Source organism: Pseudomonas sp. GL-R-19, assembly GCF_019956375.1.
Taxonomy (GTDB): Bacteria; Pseudomonadota; Gammaproteobacteria; order Pseudomonadales; family Pseudomonadaceae; genus Aquipseudomonas.
This window is the reverse complement of record NZ_JAHBDJ010000018.1, coordinates 60,495-77,236: the sequence shown is the minus strand read 5'-3', so window position 1 is coordinate 77,236 and position 16,742 is coordinate 60,495. Positions and strand designations below refer to the sequence as shown.

The window sequence follows — 16,742 nt, the reverse complement described above, 5'->3', positions numbered from 1 at the left end:
CCTGTAGGAGCGAGCCTGCTCGCGATTGCGGTGGGACAGTCAGCAGAGATGTTGAATGTGATTCCGTCATCGCGAGCAGGCTCGCTCCTACAGGGGTTTGCGAAACGTCGGATTAATCTTCAAACCGGATCGGGCACTTCTCCGCTCCTTCCAGCTTCCTCAACTCTTCCACCACCTGCGGCCGTGCCCGGCGCAAGGTCAGGCTGCGATCTTGACGCAGCAGGCGCCGCGCTTCCTGATGCAGCATTTCCACACCTGAATAGTCGATGAAGTTGATCTGCTGCGCCTCGATCACCACGCGCGCGCCGTGCATGCGTTGCAGGCGCACTTGCAGGTAATGGCTGGCACCGAAAAAGATCGAGCCGCCCACCCGCAGAATGTCTTCCTCGCCATCTCGCACATGCTGTACCCGTGGTTGCGAGGTGCGCTTGAGGTAGAAAAAAAGCGAGGCCAGCACGCCGGCGTAGATCGCCGTTTGCAATTCCAGCAGCAGCGTGGCGACGCAGGTCAGCGCCATTACCACGAACTCAGCGCGGCTGACCCGCAACAACGCGCGAATGCCGCGGTGGTCCACCAGCCCCCAGGCGATCAATAGAATGCTCCCGGCCATGGCCGGGATCGGGATGTGCGCGATCAGGCTCGCGCCGAAGATCGCGAACAGCGCCACCCACAACGCCGAAAAAATCCCGGCCAGTGGTGAACAGGCCCCCGCTTCATAGCTCAGGCCTGAACGAGTGAAGGAGCCGGCCGACAGCGATCCGGAAAAAAACGCCCCGACGATGTTCGACAGGCCTTGGGCACGGACTTCCTGATTGGCGTCGAGTAATTGTTGCGAACGCGCTGAGATCGAGCGGGCAATCGACAGGCTGGTGACCAGCCCGAGCATACCGACCGCCACTGCGCTGGGCAGCAGGCGCAGGATCAGATCGAGATCCAGCGGCAACGGACTGAAAGGCGGCAGCTTGCCGGTGAAGGCGCTGACCAGTTGCACATGGCCGAACATTGATGGCCAAAGCCAGACCAGCAATGCGCCCAGCACCAGCGTGATCAACAGCGTCGGCCAGCGTGGCAACCACAGCTTGAGGGTCACGCCCACCACCACCGTCGCCAACCCCACCGCCAGCGAAGGTTTGTCCATTTCACCGAGATGGCGCAACAACGTGATGAAACTGTCCAGAGCGGTGGCCTGGCTGGGCAAATCCAGCCCCAGCAGGTTCGGCAATTGACCGATGGCAATCACCACGGCAGCACCCAGGGTGAAGCCGAGTACCACCGAGTGAGAGACGAAATTCACCAATGCGCCAAACCGCAGCAAACCCAGCAGCCACTGGAAGATACCGGCAAGAAACGTCAGCAACAGGATCAACATGACGTAATCCTGCGAGGCTGGAACGGCCAGCGGACTCACGCTGGCGTACAGGACAATCGAGATGGCCGCGGTAGGGCCGCAGATCAAATGCCACGACGAACCCCACAGGCAGGCGATCAACACCGGGATGATTGCGGCGTAGAGGCCGTATTCCGGTGGGAGGCCGGCAATCAGTGCGTAGGCAATGGATTGCGGCAACGCGAGAATCGCGCCGCTGAGGCCGACGATCAGGTCGCGCCCGACGCTGGCGCGGGTTTGCCGTGGTAGCCAGGTGAGGAAAGGGAAGAGTGAATGGCGGCTTGGCAGGGCCATGGGGCCTCTCGGTGAATGACTGTAAATACGTCAGGGTGGTGTGTCAGATGTAATGGCGCAAGGGCATAAATCGATTCGCGAGCAGGCTCGCTCCCACAGGGACTGCGCGGACCTGTGGGAGCGAGCCTGCTCGCGAAGGCGTCCTTGAACCTTAAAGCTTGGCTTTGACCGCCGGCAACGCATCCTTGCCATCCACGGTCTTCACGCCATCGAGCCATTTATCCAGCACCGCCGGGTTGGCCTTGATCCACGCCTTGGCCGCATCAGCATTGCTGACTTTCTTGTTCACCACCTCGGCCATGATGCTGTTCTCCATGTCCTGGGTGAAACTCAGGTTGGTCAGCAGTTTGCCGACGTTCGGGCAGGCCTGTGCATAACCCTTGCGGGTCAGGGTGTGCACGCTGCCGGTGTCGCCGAAGTATTTCTCGCCACCCTTCAGATAGTGCATTTTCAGCTGCACGTTCATCGGGTGCGGGGTCCAGCCGAGGAAGGTCACGAACTTCTGTTTCTTCACTGCGCGGGACACCTCGGCCAGCATCGCCTGCTCGCTGGACTCGACCAGTTTCCACTGGCCCATGTCGAAATCGTTTTTCTTGATGATCTCTTGCAGTGAGATGTTCGCCGGCGCGCCGGAGCCGATGCCGTAGATCTTGCGGTCGAACTTGTCGGCGTATTTGTTCAGGTCGGCAAAGTCATGCACACCCGCGTCCCACACGTAATCCGGAACGGCGAGGGTGAATTCGGTGCCGTCGAGGTTCTTCGCCAGTTGCGTGACATCGCCGTTGGCGACGAACTTGTCATAGAAGCCCTGCTGCGCCGGCATCCAGTTACCCAGGAACACATCGACCTGGCCATCCTTGAGCCCGCCAAAGGTGATCGGCACCGCGAGGGTGTCGACCTTGGCCTTGTAGCCCATGCCGTCCAGCAAAAACCCGGCGATGGCATTGGTCGCGGCGATGTCGCTCCAGCCCGGGTCAGCCATTTTCACGGTCTCGCAACTCTGATCGGCAAACGCCGATGCACTGCCCAGAGCCAGGAGCCCGACCGTCAGTACTGTGGATAACCTTTGCATGGACTTCCCCTTGAGATTATTGGTTTTGGCAGGGTTGTGGATAACGTGCTTTACGCTCCAGATCGTCGAGGTCGATGTGGTTGCGCATGTATTGCTGACTGGCATCCACCAGTGGCTGGTGATCCCAGCTCTTCAGCTTGCCGAGGGTCAGCGCCTCGGCCACGAACCGCCGGCGCCGCTGGCTGGCGAGCACCTGCTGGTGAATCGCCGGAATGTTCCATTTGGCCCGCGCTTCGGCGAGAAAATCGTCGAACAGTTGGCGATGTTGCGGCGAATGACTGAGTTCTTCCAGTTCGCGAGGATCATTGAGTACGTCGAAGAGCAGGCAAGGGTCGTCTTCGCTGTAGATGAATTTGTAGGCGCCGCGGCGGATCATCATCAACGGGCTGATGGTGCCTTCGGCCATGTATTCGCCGAACACCTCGTCGTGACCGCCCTGCCCTTGCAGGTGCGGGACCAGCGAGCGGCCGTCCAGCGGCAAGCCCGGTTCCAGCGAGCCGCCAGCCAGTTCAACGAAGGTCGGCAGCAGATCGGCCGTGGAAACACTGGCGCTGACCCGGCCCGCGCCGAATTGCCCTGGCGCGCTGATCAGCAGCGGCACCCGTGAGGCCATTTCGTACCAGTGCATTTTGTACCAGAGCCCGCGTTCGCCGAGCATGTCGCCATGGTCACCGGAGAACACGATGATGGTGTCGTCGATCAGCCCGGTATCTTCGAGAGTTTGCAGGAGTTTGCCGACGTTACTATCGATATAGCTGCACGCGCCGAAATAGGCGCGGCGGGCGTCGCGGATCTTATCCACAGGTAGCGGCTTGTCCCATAGGTCGTAAACCTTGAGCAAACGCTGCGAGTGTGGATCGAGGTCATGCTGATCCGGAGTCGAAGGCAACGGGATGTCAGCATCGTCGTACAAATCCCAGAAAGCCTTGGGAATGGTGTACGGATCGTGTGGGTGAGTCATGGAAACAGTCAGGCAGAACGGCTGATCGCCATCTTCGCGGATATGGTCGAACAGGTACTGCTGGGCCTTGAACACCACCTCTTCGTCGAAATCCAGCTGATTGGTGCGCACGCACGGGCCGGCTTGCAGCACCGACGACATGTTGTGGTACCAGGTCGGGCGCACGTCCGGCTCATCCCAGTTCACCGCCCAGCCATAGTCGGCCGGGTAAATGTCACTGGTCAGGCGTTCTTCGTAGCCATGCAACTGGTCTGGTCCGCAGAAATGCATCTTGCCCGACAGGGCAGTGCGGTAGCCGAGGCGGCGCAGGTAGTGGGCGTAGGTCGGTACGTCGGCGGGGAAATCGGCGGCGTTGTCGTAGGCGCCGATCTTGCTCGGCAACTGGCCGCTTACCAGGGTGAACCGCGACGGCGCGCACAGGGGGCTGTTGCAATAAGCGGAGTCGAACACCACGCCTTGTGCGGCGAGGCGGCTGAGATTGGGCAGCTTGATGGGCGATGGGCCGTAGAACGGCAACATTGGCGCGGCCATTTGATCGGCCATGATGAAAAGAATGTTCTTGCGCTTCATGTGATCGCGGCATTCCATAGTGGATGTTTATGCGAGAGTGCTGGCTTCGAGAATGAAACCCTTGCACCTTGCGGTAAAGCCCACGCGCGGCAATGACTAGGATAAGCACAGCTTATGTATGACGCCCTTGGTGACCTGTCTCTTGATCTGCTTCGCGCCTTCGAAGCCGCGGCCCGCCAACGCAGCTTCACCGCCGCGGCGGTTGAGCTGGGCACCACGCAACCGGCCATCAGCCAGCAGATCAAGCGCCTCGAAGAGCAGCTGGCGACACGCTTGTTCGATCGCATTTATCGCGGTATCGAACTGACCGAGGCCGGGCAGATTCTTTTCGAACAGGTTCAGCTCGGTTTGCAGAATATCGACGCAGGATTGAGTGCAATCAGCGCACAGCAACAGCATGAGGTACTGCAGGTTGCCACGGATTTTGCCTTCGCCGCCTATTGGTTGATGCCGCGACTGCACCGCTTTCACGCGGCCAATCCACAGGTGGATGTCAGCCTGGTCACCAGTGAACGCAGCCATAACATGCTACGTACCGATATCGATGTGGCGGTGCTGTTCGGCGATGGCCGCTTCAAGCAGGGTGAAAGCCATTGGCTGTTCAACGAGGAAGTGTTTCCGGTGTGCAGTCCGCAGTTGTTGGGTGAGCGTCCCCTGCCCTTGCCGGCCCAGGCATTGATGGAGTTTCCGTTGCTGCACCTGCGTGGGGAACACAGCAGTAACTGGTTCGACTGGAGCGGTGTGTTCCGTGAGCTGGGCATCACCTCGCCCCCCGCGCCCGGGCAATTGCGCTTTGACAATTACACCTTGCTGATTCAGGCCGCGATTGGTGGTCAGGGCGTGGCCATCGGTTGGCGCCACCTTGTGGATAACCTGCTGGCCCAGGGATTGTTGTGCCGACCGATTGCCGAAACGGCGATGTCGAGGTTGGGATATTACGTGGTCCTGCCCCAGCGCAAACGACGCGGAGCGTTAATTCAACAGTTTGTGGATTGGTTGATGGCCGAACAGGCCGGCAGTGCGCAGTCGTTGTCGGGGTTGTCATTGCCTTCGATTGCAGTGTGAAACGTGAAAAGATCGCAACCTGTGCCGCATGATCTGCTCGACCGGATTTAGAGGATTTCAAATGCAACGCATAACGGGCTACCACGCCCATGTCTATTTCGACGCCACTACCATCGATCAGGCGCGGGCCTTGTGTGAGCAGGCTGCGCAACTGTTCCCACTGAAAATGGGCCGTGTGCACGAGCGCCCGGTCGGTCCGCACCCGGACTGGAGTTGCCAGTTGGCGTTCGAGCCGCAGGTGTTGGGCGACGTGCTGCCGTGGCTGGCGCTCAACCGCAAGGGCCTGGTGGTGTTTCTGCACCCTGATACCGGTGACGATCTGCGTGACCACACCGAGCATGCGATCTGGATGGGCGCAATACGGCCGCTGGATCTGTCTATTTTTTGATCAGGGTGTTTCTTCAGGCTCGCCGGGCAAGTGTTCGTCCAGATGCAGCCACGGCAAGCGACTGTCGGTCCAGATGCGTCGCTCGGCCGGTGCTGACCCGTCGGCAAATCGAGCAATGGCAGTGGGCGATATCGTGCAATGGCCCGCTGAATTGATAGCGCAGTTGCCCGCAATGGCAGCCGCCGGTGTGAACTTCGACCATGCTGTTTCCTCCTGACGTGGATTGACTGACGCCTTCGCGAGCAGGCTCGCTCCCACAGTGGATCTTCAGTCGCCTAAGACCCGGGCGTGACTCAGACCCATTGTGGGAGCGAGCCTGCTCGCGAAGGCCGTAGCTTGGTTCACCTCCCTGCCCCAGTCCGACGACCGGTTGTACTTCCGGTCAACGCTTTCATTTCCGAAAGCTGGCTGAAAGCTTCCCCGATTAGGATCGCCCCCACTACCGGCAACAGACCGGTTGGCCAATGCCAGCGTTTTATCGCTCGCACAGCCCATTTAACAACAACAATGGTGATTCTGATGTCCTCTTCTACCCGCCGCTTCGCTGTAACTCCGCCCGTACGTCTCGTGCTTCCCGTTCTGCGCTGATCCCGCCCGATCTGCCCATTCCCTAGTCGCGCTACGCCTGGAGTATTCCCATGTTGACTTTCCTTGGCTTCGCCATGGTCATCACGTTCATGTTCCTGATCATGACCAAGCGCCTGTCCGCGCTGATCGCCCTGATCCTCATTCCAATCATCTTTGCCCTGTTCGGTGGATTTTCGCCGAAGATCGGCCCGATGATGCTCGAAGGCATCACCAAGCTTGCGCCAACCGGCGTGATGCTGATGTTCGCTATTCTGTACTTCGCCCTGATGATCGACTCCGGCCTGTTCGACCCGGCCGTGCGCAAGATCCTCAAACTGGTCAAGGGCGACCCGTTGAAAGTTTCGGTCGGCACCGCCGTACTGGCGCTCGTCGTTTCCCTCGATGGTGACGGCGCGACCACTTATATGATCTGCGTGGCCGCCATGCTGCCGCTCTACAGCCGTATCGGCATGAGCCCGCGGATCATGGCCGGCCTGATCATCCTCGCCGGTGGCGTGATGAACATGACGCCATGGGGTGGCCCGACTGCTCGCGCTGCCAGTGCGTTGCACGTGGACCCGTCCGACATCTTCGTACCGATGATTCCTGCGATGCTGGCCGGTGTGGTGGCGATCCTGGTCATCGCCTACTTCTACGGCAAGCGTGAACGTGCTCGTCTGGGTGAACTGCACCTGGTGGGTGATGAAATCGACCACAGTGAAATCAGCGTTTCGCAGTTCCCGGATGCCCGTCGTCCGAACCTGATCTGGTTCAACGGCGCCCTGACCCTGGCCCTGATGGGCACCCTGATCGCCGGCCTGCTGCCGTTGCCGGTGCTGTTCATGGTGGCGTTCAGTATCGCCATGATCGTCAACTATCCTTGCCTGCAACAGCAGAAGGATCGCGTTGCGGCTCACGCCGGTAGCGTGCTGGCGGTAGTCGGGTTGATCTTTGCGGCCGGTATCTTCACCGGTATCCTGACCGGCACCGGGATGGTCGATGCGATGTCGAAAAGCCTGCTGGCGGTGATTCCGGATTTCCTCGGCCCGTACCTGGCGGTGATCACGGCGCTGGTGAGCATGCCGTTCACCTTCTTCATGTCGAACGATGCATTTTATTACGGCGTGTTACCGGTACTTGCCGAAGCCGCGAGCCATTACGGTATAACCGCGGTGGAAATGGCACGTGCCTCGATCGTCGGTCAGCCCGTCCACCTGTTGAGCCCGCTGGTTCCATCGACCTACCTGTTGGTGGCCCTGGCCGGTATCGATTTCGGTGACCACCAGCGCTTCACCCTGAAGTGGGCAGTGCTGGTTTGTACCTGCATACTGATTGCTGCGCTGCTGTTGGGGACTTTCCCGGTGTTCAGCACTCTATAAGCCCAAGACTCACCACTTCGGGTCCAGGCTTCGCTGTTTGAAGCCCGGGCCCGTTGTGGTTTAACAATCGCTCAAAGGAATACACATGGAATGGCTGACCAACCCTGAAATCTGGGTTGCCTTCTTCACCCTGACCGCCCTGGAAATCGTCCTGGGTATCGATAACATCATCATGATTTCGATCCTGGTCAGCCGCATGCCCAAGCACATGCAGGCGCGTACCCGGATTTTCGGTCTTGGGCTGGCCATGATCACGCGGATCCTCTTGCTGCTGTCGATCACCTGGGTCATGCGCCTGACCGCCGATCTGTTCGAAGTGTTCGGCCAGGGTATTTCCGGACGCGACCTGATCCTGTTCTTCGGTGGTCTGTTCCTGCTGTGGAAAAGCTCGCAAGAGATGTTCCACGCGCTGGAAGGTGAAGATGAAAGCAGCGACGAACCTTCTGGCAAGGGCGGCAACTTCCTCTACACCATCATCCAGATCGCAATCATCGACATCGTGTTCTCCCTGGACTCGGTGATCACCGCAGTCGGCATGGTCTCCCACGTACCGGTCATGGTCGCGGCAATCATCGTGGCCGTGCTGGTGATGATGTGGGCATCTGGCACCATCAGTGAGTTCATCGACAAGCACCCATCGCTGAAGATGCTGGCGCTGTCGTTCCTGTTGATCGTCGGTACGGTGCTGATTGCCGAATCCTTCGACGTGCACGTGCCAAAAGGCTACGTCTACTTCGCCATGGCGTTCTCGCTGGCAGTGGAAGCGATCAACATCAGGATGCGCACCGCCATCGCGAAAAAAAAGAAACAGCAGGATCCGGTAAAGCTGCGCAAGGACATTCCGGGCCAGTAACCCGAAGGCGCTAAATACGCAAAACATGTGGGAGCGAGCCTGCTCGCGATGGCGGTCTGTCAGTCAACATCAATGTTGAAGCTGATGGCCTCATCGCGAGCAGGCTCGCTCCCACTTTGTTTTTGGCTGGGTACATGAATCTGTTTTCATGACAGTTTTATTTCAATCCCTTCTTTGGCTATGCGATGCTGGCGCGTAGACCGTTAGCCAACTACAGCTTATGTACAGAACGTAGAACGTAGAACGTCGCGCGGTACCGTCAACTTGCTCCTTTGGGGCGCTACACCACAGGGGGTCATTATGCTCACCCTGCTCAATTTGCTTTCTGCAGTGGCCCTGCTGATCTGGGGCACGCATATCGTCCGAACCGGCATCCTGCGGGTTTACGGCACCAATCTGCGCCATGTCATTGCCCATAACATGTCCAACCGCTGGCTGGCTTTCCTCTCCGGGATCGCTGTGACGGCGATGGTCCAGAGCAGCAACGCTACCGCCATGCTGGTCACTTCGTTTGTCGGCCAGGGACTGATGGCGCTTACGCCGGCGCTGGTCACCATGCTCGGTGCCGATGTCGGTACGGCGCTGATGGCGCGGGTGTTGACGTTCGATCTGTCGTGGCTGTCGCCGCTGCTGATTTTTGTCGGGGTGATTTTCTTTCTGTCGCGCAAGCAAACCCGACTCGGACAGATGGGTCGCGTCGCCATTGGCTTGGGCTTGATTATTCTGGCGCTGCAATTGATTGTCGAAGCGGCGTACCCGATTACCCATGCCAAAGGGGTAAAGGTGATTTTCGCCTCACTCACCGGCGACCTCCTGCTCGACGCCCTGATCGGCGCGCTGTTCGCGATGGTTTCCTATTCCAGCCTGGCCGCTGTGCTGCTGACTGCGACCCTGGCGGGCGCCAGCGTGATCAGCCTGCCGGTGGCCATCGGGCTGGTGATCGGCGCCAATATCGGCAGCGGCGTACTCGCCTTCCTCAGCACCAGCATGCAGAACCCCGCCGGGCGCCAAGTGGCGCTGGGCAGCCTGCTGTACAAACTGATTGGTCTTTTATTGATCATTCCGGTACTTGATCCGTTGGTGCACTGGCTCGATAGCCTCGATTTCAGCCCTCAGGAAATGGTCATTGGCTTTCACTTGCTCTACAACACCGCACGCTGCCTGATCCTTCTGCCCAGTGTCGGGCCGATGGCCAGATTTTGTGCCTGGGTACTGCCGGAGCGCCCGCAGGTCAACGGCACGGCCAAGCCCCGGCACCTTGACCCCACAGCGTTGGTCACGCCCGGTTTGGCGCTGGCCAACGCGGCCCGGGAAACCCTGCGCATGGGCGACCTGATCGACAACATGCTCGAAGCCATGCTCGACGTGTTGCGCGGTAAGCAAACCGCCGTCACCCAGGAAATACGCCGCCTGACCGACGATGTCGAAGCGCTCTACAGTGCGATCAAATTGTATCTGGCGCAAATGCCCCGGGAAGATCTCAGCGATCAGGACAGCCGACGCTGGGCGGAAATCATCGAGCTGGCGATCAACCTGAAACTCGCCAGCGACTTGATCGAACGCATGCTGCGCAAAGTCCAGCAGCAGAAAACCTCGCAGCGCCGGTCGTTTTCCGAAGTCGGGCTGGGCGAATTGACCGGGCTGCATACTCAATTGATTTCCAGCCTGCGGCTCGGGATGTCGGTGTTTCTCAGTGGCGACCCGGAAAGTGCCCGCCAACTGGTGCGTGAAAAACGTCGTTTCCGCGCTCAGGAGCGACGCCTGGCCCATGCCCATGTCAGTCGCTTGCATCGTAAAATCGTGCAGAGTATCGAAACCAGTTCATTGCACCTGGAGCTGATTGCCGACATGAAGCGCCTGAATTCGCTGTTTTGCAGCAGTGCCTACGTGGTGCTGGAAACATCCGACACCGGCGCGCTGGTGGTCGACGATTTGGCTGACATTACTCATTCACCCTGAACGTCCACAGTTGCCTGAAGTCTGTTGAACTTACGCCAGTCGTACGGAAGCTTGTTATGCGTTGTCTGTTGTTCGCCTGTCTGTTGCTTGGTTCTTTTCCGTCGCTGGCCCTGGATCGCTTCCAGGTCGAGGGCTACACCCTGCGCAACGGGTTGCAGTTGCTGCTCAAACCCGGTACTGACCACGGACATGTGGCGATCCGGCTGGTGGTCGGCGTTGGCCTGGACGATTTCAATTGCGAAGAAAAGGAATTGCCGCATCTGCTGGAACACCTACTGTTCAGCGGCATCGACGCCAGTGGCGAAGGGGGCCTGGAAGAACGCATGCAAGCCCTGGGCGGTGAGTGGAACGCCTTCACCAGCAATGCCGATACAACTTTCGTCATCGAAGCGCCGGCGAAAAACCAGCGCAAGGTGCTCGACCTGCTGCTGGCGCTGCTGACCCAGACTCGTTTCGACGACAACGCCATCCACGCGGCCAAGCAAGTGGTCGAGCGTGAAGACGGCGGCCACTACTCGCACCTGCAACGCTGGCTCGATCGTCAGGACCTCGGCCACACGGCCAGCAACCAGCTGGCCGTGGAGCTGGGCCTCAAATGCCCGGAGCGTGCGCAAGTCGATGACCTGACCCATGAGCAACTGGAGCAGGTGCGCAAGGACTGGTATGCGCCGAACAACATGACCCTGATCGTGGTCGGCGACCTCGACAAGTTGCTGCCGGCCTATCTGGAACAGGCGTATGGCGCGCTGGAAGCGATTACCCCTGGTGAGCATCCTCCGCTGCCGCAAATCCAGGCCAGCGCCGCCCACGAGCGCACTTTGCCCCACGGTCTGGTCGGCAATGGCGCCAAATTGCACTGGCTGGTGCCGGAGCCGGTGCTGGACGACGGGCACGATCAAACCTTCGATTTGCTCAAGGATTATCTGGATTGGGCGCTCTATCGCCAGCTGCGCCTGGCTCACGGTTTGTCCTACGGTCCGTGGGCAGAACGCGAGGTGTTCGGCGGCGTGGGTTTCATGAGCCTCAATGCCGACCTTGAACGCGACGACGTGCTTGCGGCCGAACAAGTGCTCGACGACTTGAAGGCCGGACTGCTCAAGGACGGCCTCAATGCCGACACCTTCAACCGCCTGAAGCAGGCCGCGATTGCCCGCCAGGCCTGGGCCGTGCAAGGCAACAGCGCGTTGGCCGACTACTACTGGAGCGCCATCGGTGATTACGAGGACGGCCAATTCACCAACCCGGCCCGGGAGCTGCAAGGGGTGACGCTGGAAGAGGCGAACAAGGCCGTGCGTGAACTGTTGTTGCAGCCGGGGTATTTGCGGATCGAGAAGCCACTGTTCAGTTATGACCAGTTGATGTGGTTGGCGGTCGGGGGGGTGGGCTTGATCGTGTTGATGTTGGTGGGCTGGCGTTTGCACCGCCGACAGTAATCATTCCAACTGGCGAGTGACTAACTGTGGCGATCCGACAAACCCCCTCGCCACAGGGCCGCACCAACGGTACCCTGTCGAGGTTTTTTCCTACGACTACTGTGAACCCGCCGAATGCAAAACCTGACCCTTTTCGTACAGCGCATCCTCGAATTGATGAAGCGCTACCCTGGGGTCATTGCACTCTGTGGTTTCATCTCCGGGGTGGGCAGTTTCATTCTGGTCGATCGCCAGCAAGGCCTGGCGAGCTGGATCACTACCATCATGCTGATCAGCTGGATCTGGCTGATGCTGGAAAACAGCCTGACCAAGCTGTTCACGCGCATTTTCAAGCGCGAAATTCCGGAACCGTTGCTGCGTTATGCAACGCAGATGATCCATCAGGAAAGCCTGTTTTTTGTCCTGCCGTTCTTCTTCATCACCACGACGTGGAACAGCGGCCAGTTGGTTTTCACCGGGCTGCTGGGCGTCGCGGCGCTGATTTCGATCATCGACCCGCTCTACTACAAATGGCTGGCGCCGCGGCGCTGGGCGTTTCTGGCCCTGCACACCCTGACCCTGTTCGCCGCCCTGCTCACCGCGTTGCCGGTGATCATGCACCTGACCACCGCACAAAGTTTCAAATGGGCGCTGGGCATCTCGGTGCTGTTGTCGTTCCCGAGCCTGGCGTCGATCTTCCCGATTCGTACTGTACGCAGTGCGTTGGCGATTTTGAGTATCACCCTGGGCATTGGCTTCGTCGGTTGGGAGCTGCGCTCGTGGGTGCCGCCGGCGACGCTGTGGATGACCGACGTGGCCATCAGCACGCAAATGCAGGACCGCACCCCGGGCGCCAGCCTCGACGAAGTCAGCGCCGAGCAGATTCGCAATAGCGGGCTCTACGCGTACACCGCGATCAATGCTCCACGTGGCCTGGACGAGCGGATTTATCACGTCTGGAAGTTCAACGGTAAAGAGGTCGACCGCATTCCTCTGGATATTCGCGGCGGGCGCAAGGAAGGTTACCGGGCCTGGACCCACAAGCAGAACTTCCCGGACAACCCGGCCGGCAAATGGCAGGTTCGGGTGTTGACCGAAGATGGCCAGGTCATCGGCGTGCTGCGCTTCAAAGTCAAGGACAGCACAGCGATAAAAGAAAAGTAGTGCGGTTCGTGCTATTACGTAGCGTGTGGCGAGGGAGCTTGCTCCCTCGCCACGTTCATACGAAATAGCAGTATTCCAATAAAGCACGGAGCTTATGATCAGCAGCACGATGGCCGGCAACGCCCGATTAGACACATCGATTACCCCTGCGCGGTTGCGGGTGACGGGCGACTGGACGCTTGCCCATTACGCTGACCTCAAGCTGTTGAGCGAAAAGCTCCACGACCAGTACGACGCAAACACCCCCATCGACCTCAACGGTCTCGGCGCCCTCGACACCGCCGGCGCCTCGCTGTTGGTAGAGCTGCTCGGCTCCGAGCGCCTCGGTCGCTCCGCTGAACATCCTGATTGCACGCTCTCCGCTGCCGATCGCGCGTTGCTGCAAACCGTCTACTGCTCGCTGACCGATTTCTGCGTACCGATCAAGGAACCGGAAGTCAGCGTTACCATTCAGTTGCTGACCCGCATTGGTCGCGCTGTGGACATCGTCTGGCAGGACACCCTGCAACTGCTGGGTTTTGTCGGCCTGATCATCGAAACCATCGCCGGCGGCCTGTTCCGGCCCAAACGCTGGCGCGTCACGTCGATGATTGCGCACATCGAGCAGACTGGCCTCGACGCCGCGCCGATTGTTGCGTTGCTGACCTTTCTGGTGGGCGCCGTGGTGGCGTTTCTCGGGTCGACGGTACTGGCCACTTTCGGTGCCACCGTCTTCACCGTGGACCTGGTGGGGTTTGCCTTTTTGCGCGAATTCGGTGTGCTGTTGACCGCGATCCTGATGGCCGGGCGCACCGCCAGTGCGTTCACGGCGCAAATCGGTTCGATGAAGGCCAACGAAGAAATCGACGCCATCCGTACGCTGGGCCTGGATCCCGTGGAGTTGCTGGTGGTGCCGCGGGTCCTGGCGTTGCTGATCGCCCTGCCGATGCTGACCTTTCTGGCGATGCTGTCGGGGATTATCGGCGGTGCCGTGGTCTGCGCGGTGGCGCTGGATATCTCGCCGGCGATGTTCCTGTCGCTGCTGCAAACGGACATCGGCGTTCAGCACTTTCTGGTGGGGATGGTCAAAGCACCGTTCTTCGCTTTCCTGATTGCCGCTATTGGTTGCCTCGAAGGCTTCAAGGTCAGTGGCAGCGCCGAGTCCGTCGGTGCCCACACCACGTCGAGCGTGGTGCAGTCGATTTTCGTGGTGATCGTGATGGATGCGATAGCCGCGATGTTTTTCATGGAGATGGGATGGTGAGTCGTGTCCCCCGAGCGCCCTCGGAGGCGGTGATTGAAGTCCGTGGATTGTGCAACCGCTTTGGCCGCCAGAGCGTGCACGAGAACCTCGACCTGGACTTGTACAAAGGCGAGATCCTCGCCGTGGTCGGCGGCTCCGGCAGCGGCAAATCGGTGCTGCTGCGCAGTATTGTCGGGTTGCACCAGCCCAGCGAAGGCGTGGTGAAAGTCTTCGGCAAGAACCTGCCAACCTTGTCCGAACACGAACGCTCGCTGGTGGAGCGGCGATTCGGCGTGCTGTTCCAGAAAGGCGCGCTGTTTTCCTCGCTGACCGTAACCGAGAACGTCGCCCTGCCGCTGATCGAACACGCCGGCTTGAGTCGCAACGACGCCGAGCACCTGGCGGCGGTGAAAATGGCCCTGGCCGGATTGCCGCTGTCGGCGGCGGAGAAGTACCCCTCGTCGCTGTCCGGCGGCATGATCAAGCGTGCCGCGCTGGCCCGGGCACTGGCACTGGACCCGGACATCCTGTTTCTCGACGAGCCCACCGCCGGTCTCGATCCGATCGGAGCCGCTGCGTTCGACCAATTGATCCTGACCCTGCGCGATGCCCTGGGCCTGAGCGTTTTCCTGGTGACTCATGACCTCGACACGCTCTACACCATCACTGACCGGGTGGCGGTGCTGGCGCAGAAAAAAGTGCTGGTGGCGGACGCCATCGACAAGGTCTCGGAAACCAACGATGCGTGGATTCACGAATACTTTCATGGCCCTCGCGGCCGCGCGGCATTGACAGCCGCCCAACAGCTCAACGAGGTCTGACATGGAAACCCGAGCCCATCATGTATTGATCGGCCTGTTCACGGTGATTGTGGTGACGGCCGCACTGCTGTTCGGTCTGTGGCTGGCCAAGTCCAGTGTCGACACCGAGTTCAAAGACTACGAAGTCGTGTTCAACGAGGCGGTCAGCGGTTTGTCCAAGGGCAGTTCGGTGCAGTACAGCGGGATCAAGGTCGGCGACGTGATCTCGCTGCGCCTGGACCCGAAAGACCCGCGCCGGGTGCTGGCGCGAATTCGTTTGGCCGGCGATACCCCGGTCAAGGAAGACACCAATGCCAAGCTGGCCCTGACCGGGGTCACCGGGACCTCGATCATCCAGCTCAGTGGCGGCACGCCTCAGAGCCCGACGCTCAAGGGCAAGGACGGCAACCTGCCGACCATTGTCGCCTTGCCCTCGCCCATCGCCCGCCTGCTCAATGACAGCGAAAACCTGATGGCCGGGGTGACCACGCTGATGCATAACGCCAACCTGATGTTCTCCACGGAAAACATCGAGCGCATCAGCAACACCCTGGAGCACCTGGAACAAACCACCGGGACCATTGCCGAGCAGCGCGGCGATATCCGCCAGGCCATGCAGCAACTGGCGTCGGTGGGCAAGCAGGCCAACACCATGCTGGAGCAGACCACGGCGCTGATGCGCAATGCCAATGGGCTGCTCAATGATCATGGTAAGGAGGCGCTGGGCAGCGCCGAGCAGGCGATGAAGTCGCTGCAGGAGAGCAGCGTCACCCTCAACAAGCTGATCACTGCCAATCAGGATTCGCTCAACAGCGGTATGCAAGGCCTCAATGGCCTGGGCCCGGCCGTGCGCGAGATGCGCGAAACCCTGAGTTCGTTGCGCACCATTACCACACGCCTGGAAGCCAATCCCAGCGGTTACCTGCTGGGCAGTGAAAAGACCAAGGAATTCACGCCATGAAGCTGATTCGGATTGTCCTCCTCACTGGCTTCACGATGATCAGTTCGTGCTCGATCCTGCCCAAACCCGAGCCCTTCGAGGTCTATCGATTGCCGTCGGCCCAAGGCGCATCGGCCAACCATGGAACGCCGCAACGCTGGTCGTTGCGCCTGAGCAAATTCCAGTCCGGCGAAGCGTTGAACAGCCCGAGCATTGCCGTGATTCCTCAGGGTGATGTGATCAGCCACTACCAGGGTTCACGCTGGAGCGACCCGGCACCGGTGCTCGTACGCAATCGCCTGCTGGAAGGTTTCCTGCATGACGGACGGGTGCCGTTGTTGAGCACCGATGACAGCATTTTCCAGACCGATCTTGAATTGGGCGGCAGGCTGCAGGCGTTCCAGACTGAATACCAGGGCACGAATGCCAGCGCGGTCGTGCGTCTGGATGCATTGCTGGTGCGCAGTTACGACCAGCGCATCCTCGCCAGCCGCCGTTTTGAAGTGCGCCAGCCACTCAGCGATGTGCAGGTTCCGGCGGTGGTGGTCGGGTTCGGTCAGGCGAACGATCAGTTGACCGCGCAGGTGGTGAACTGGGCGGTTGAGCAAGGGCAGAAACTCGCTCCGCCGCCCAGACCCTGAAGGCTTACGCCGTCCCCCTGTGGGAGCGAGCCTGCTAGCGATAGCGGTGTGTCAGACACATTTATTTT

14 protein-coding genes and 1 pseudogene are annotated in these 16,742 nt (G+C 60.0%); 11 read left to right on the top strand and 4 right to left on the bottom strand.

The window, feature by feature from the left end; all coding sequences use genetic code 11:
- Nucleotides 1–112: 112 nt before the first annotated feature.
- The 3 genes from KGA83_RS11200 to betC all read right to left on the bottom strand — a co-directional run bounded on the left by KGA83_RS11200 (nucleotide 113) and on the right by betC (nucleotide 4,284).
- The gene (locus tag KGA83_RS11200) at nucleotides 113–1,681 is read right to left on the bottom strand and encodes a SulP family inorganic anion transporter (protein ID WP_223529731.1); all 1,569 of its coding nucleotides are present in this window, start codon (nucleotides 1,679–1,681) and stop codon (nucleotides 113–115) included.
- 151 nt (nucleotides 1,682–1,832) lie between these two features.
- On the bottom strand, nucleotides 1,833–2,753 hold the full coding sequence (choX, locus tag KGA83_RS11195) for a choline ABC transporter substrate-binding protein (protein ID WP_108218775.1): 921 nt from the start codon (nucleotides 2,751–2,753) through the stop codon (nucleotides 1,833–1,835).
- A 16-nt stretch (nucleotides 2,754–2,769) separates the two neighbouring features.
- Nucleotides 2,770–4,284, bottom strand: a complete 1,515-nt coding sequence (gene betC / locus KGA83_RS11190) for a choline-sulfatase (RefSeq protein ID WP_108218774.1) — start codon at nucleotides 4,282–4,284, stop codon at nucleotides 2,770–2,772.
- Nucleotides 4,285–4,398: 114 nt separating this feature from the next.
- Here betC and KGA83_RS11185 point away from each other — a divergent pair, with 114 nt between their 5' ends.
- Complete coding sequence (locus tag KGA83_RS11185) at nucleotides 4,399–5,349, top strand: choline sulfate utilization transcriptional regulator (protein ID WP_108218773.1); 951 nt, start codon at nucleotides 4,399–4,401, stop codon at nucleotides 5,347–5,349.
- A gap of 61 nt (nucleotides 5,350–5,410) precedes the next feature.
- Nucleotides 5,411–5,737, top strand: coding sequence for a DOPA 4,5-dioxygenase family protein (locus tag KGA83_RS11180; protein ID WP_223529729.1), 327 nt, complete (start codon nucleotides 5,411–5,413; stop codon nucleotides 5,735–5,737).
- Here KGA83_RS11180 and KGA83_RS11175 read toward each other — a convergent pair.
- Nucleotides 5,738–5,939 (bottom strand): annotated as a pseudogene (locus tag KGA83_RS11175) (GFA family protein).
- Nucleotides 5,940–6,375: 436 nt separating this feature from the next.
- Here KGA83_RS11175 and KGA83_RS11170 point away from each other — a divergent pair.
- From KGA83_RS11170 to KGA83_RS11130, 9 genes are all read left to right on the top strand, one after another.
- A complete protein-coding gene (locus KGA83_RS11170) occupies nucleotides 6,376–7,683 on the top strand; it encodes a CitMHS family transporter (protein WP_108218771.1) in 1,308 nt (435 codons plus the stop codon).
- 85 nt (nucleotides 7,684–7,768) lie between these two features.
- On the top strand, nucleotides 7,769–8,536 hold the full coding sequence (locus KGA83_RS11165) for a TerC family protein (protein ID WP_108218770.1): 768 nt from the start codon (nucleotides 7,769–7,771) through the stop codon (nucleotides 8,534–8,536).
- 300 nt (nucleotides 8,537–8,836) lie between these two features.
- On the top strand, nucleotides 8,837–10,495 hold the full coding sequence (locus KGA83_RS11160) for a Na/Pi cotransporter family protein (protein ID WP_223529728.1): 1,659 nt from the start codon (nucleotides 8,837–8,839) through the stop codon (nucleotides 10,493–10,495).
- 56 nt (nucleotides 10,496–10,551) lie between these two features.
- Nucleotides 10,552–11,928: a M16 family metallopeptidase gene (locus tag KGA83_RS11155; RefSeq protein ID WP_223529726.1), complete on the top strand. Its 1,377-nt coding sequence runs from the start codon at nucleotides 10,552–10,554 to the stop codon at nucleotides 11,926–11,928.
- Between the two features lie 114 nt (nucleotides 11,929–12,042).
- The gene (locus tag KGA83_RS11150; protein WP_223529724.1) at nucleotides 12,043–13,071 is read left to right on the top strand and encodes a DUF5924 family protein; all 1,029 of its coding nucleotides are present in this window, start codon (nucleotides 12,043–12,045) and stop codon (nucleotides 13,069–13,071) included.
- 94 nt (nucleotides 13,072–13,165) lie between these two features.
- The gene (locus KGA83_RS11145) at nucleotides 13,166–14,314 is read left to right on the top strand and encodes an ABC transporter permease (protein ID WP_108218766.1); all 1,149 of its coding nucleotides are present in this window, start codon (nucleotides 13,166–13,168) and stop codon (nucleotides 14,312–14,314) included.
- Nucleotides 14,308–15,114: an ABC transporter ATP-binding protein gene (locus KGA83_RS11140; RefSeq protein WP_177413292.1), complete on the top strand. Its 807-nt coding sequence runs from the start codon at nucleotides 14,308–14,310 to the stop codon at nucleotides 15,112–15,114. The genes KGA83_RS11145 and KGA83_RS11140 overlap by 7 nt, the downstream gene beginning before the upstream one ends.
- A 1-nt stretch (nucleotide 15,115) precedes the next feature.
- Complete coding sequence (locus tag KGA83_RS11135) at nucleotides 15,116–16,054, top strand: MlaD family protein (RefSeq protein ID WP_108218765.1); 939 nt, start codon at nucleotides 15,116–15,118, stop codon at nucleotides 16,052–16,054.
- Nucleotides 16,051–16,674 carry an ABC-type transport auxiliary lipoprotein family protein gene (locus KGA83_RS11130; RefSeq protein ID WP_223529722.1) on the top strand — a complete coding sequence of 208 codons (624 nt, stop codon included), beginning with the start codon at nucleotides 16,051–16,053 and terminating at the stop codon, nucleotides 16,672–16,674. The genes KGA83_RS11135 and KGA83_RS11130 overlap by 4 nt, the downstream gene beginning before the upstream one ends.
- The last annotated feature ends 68 nt before the right edge of the window (nucleotides 16,675–16,742 follow it).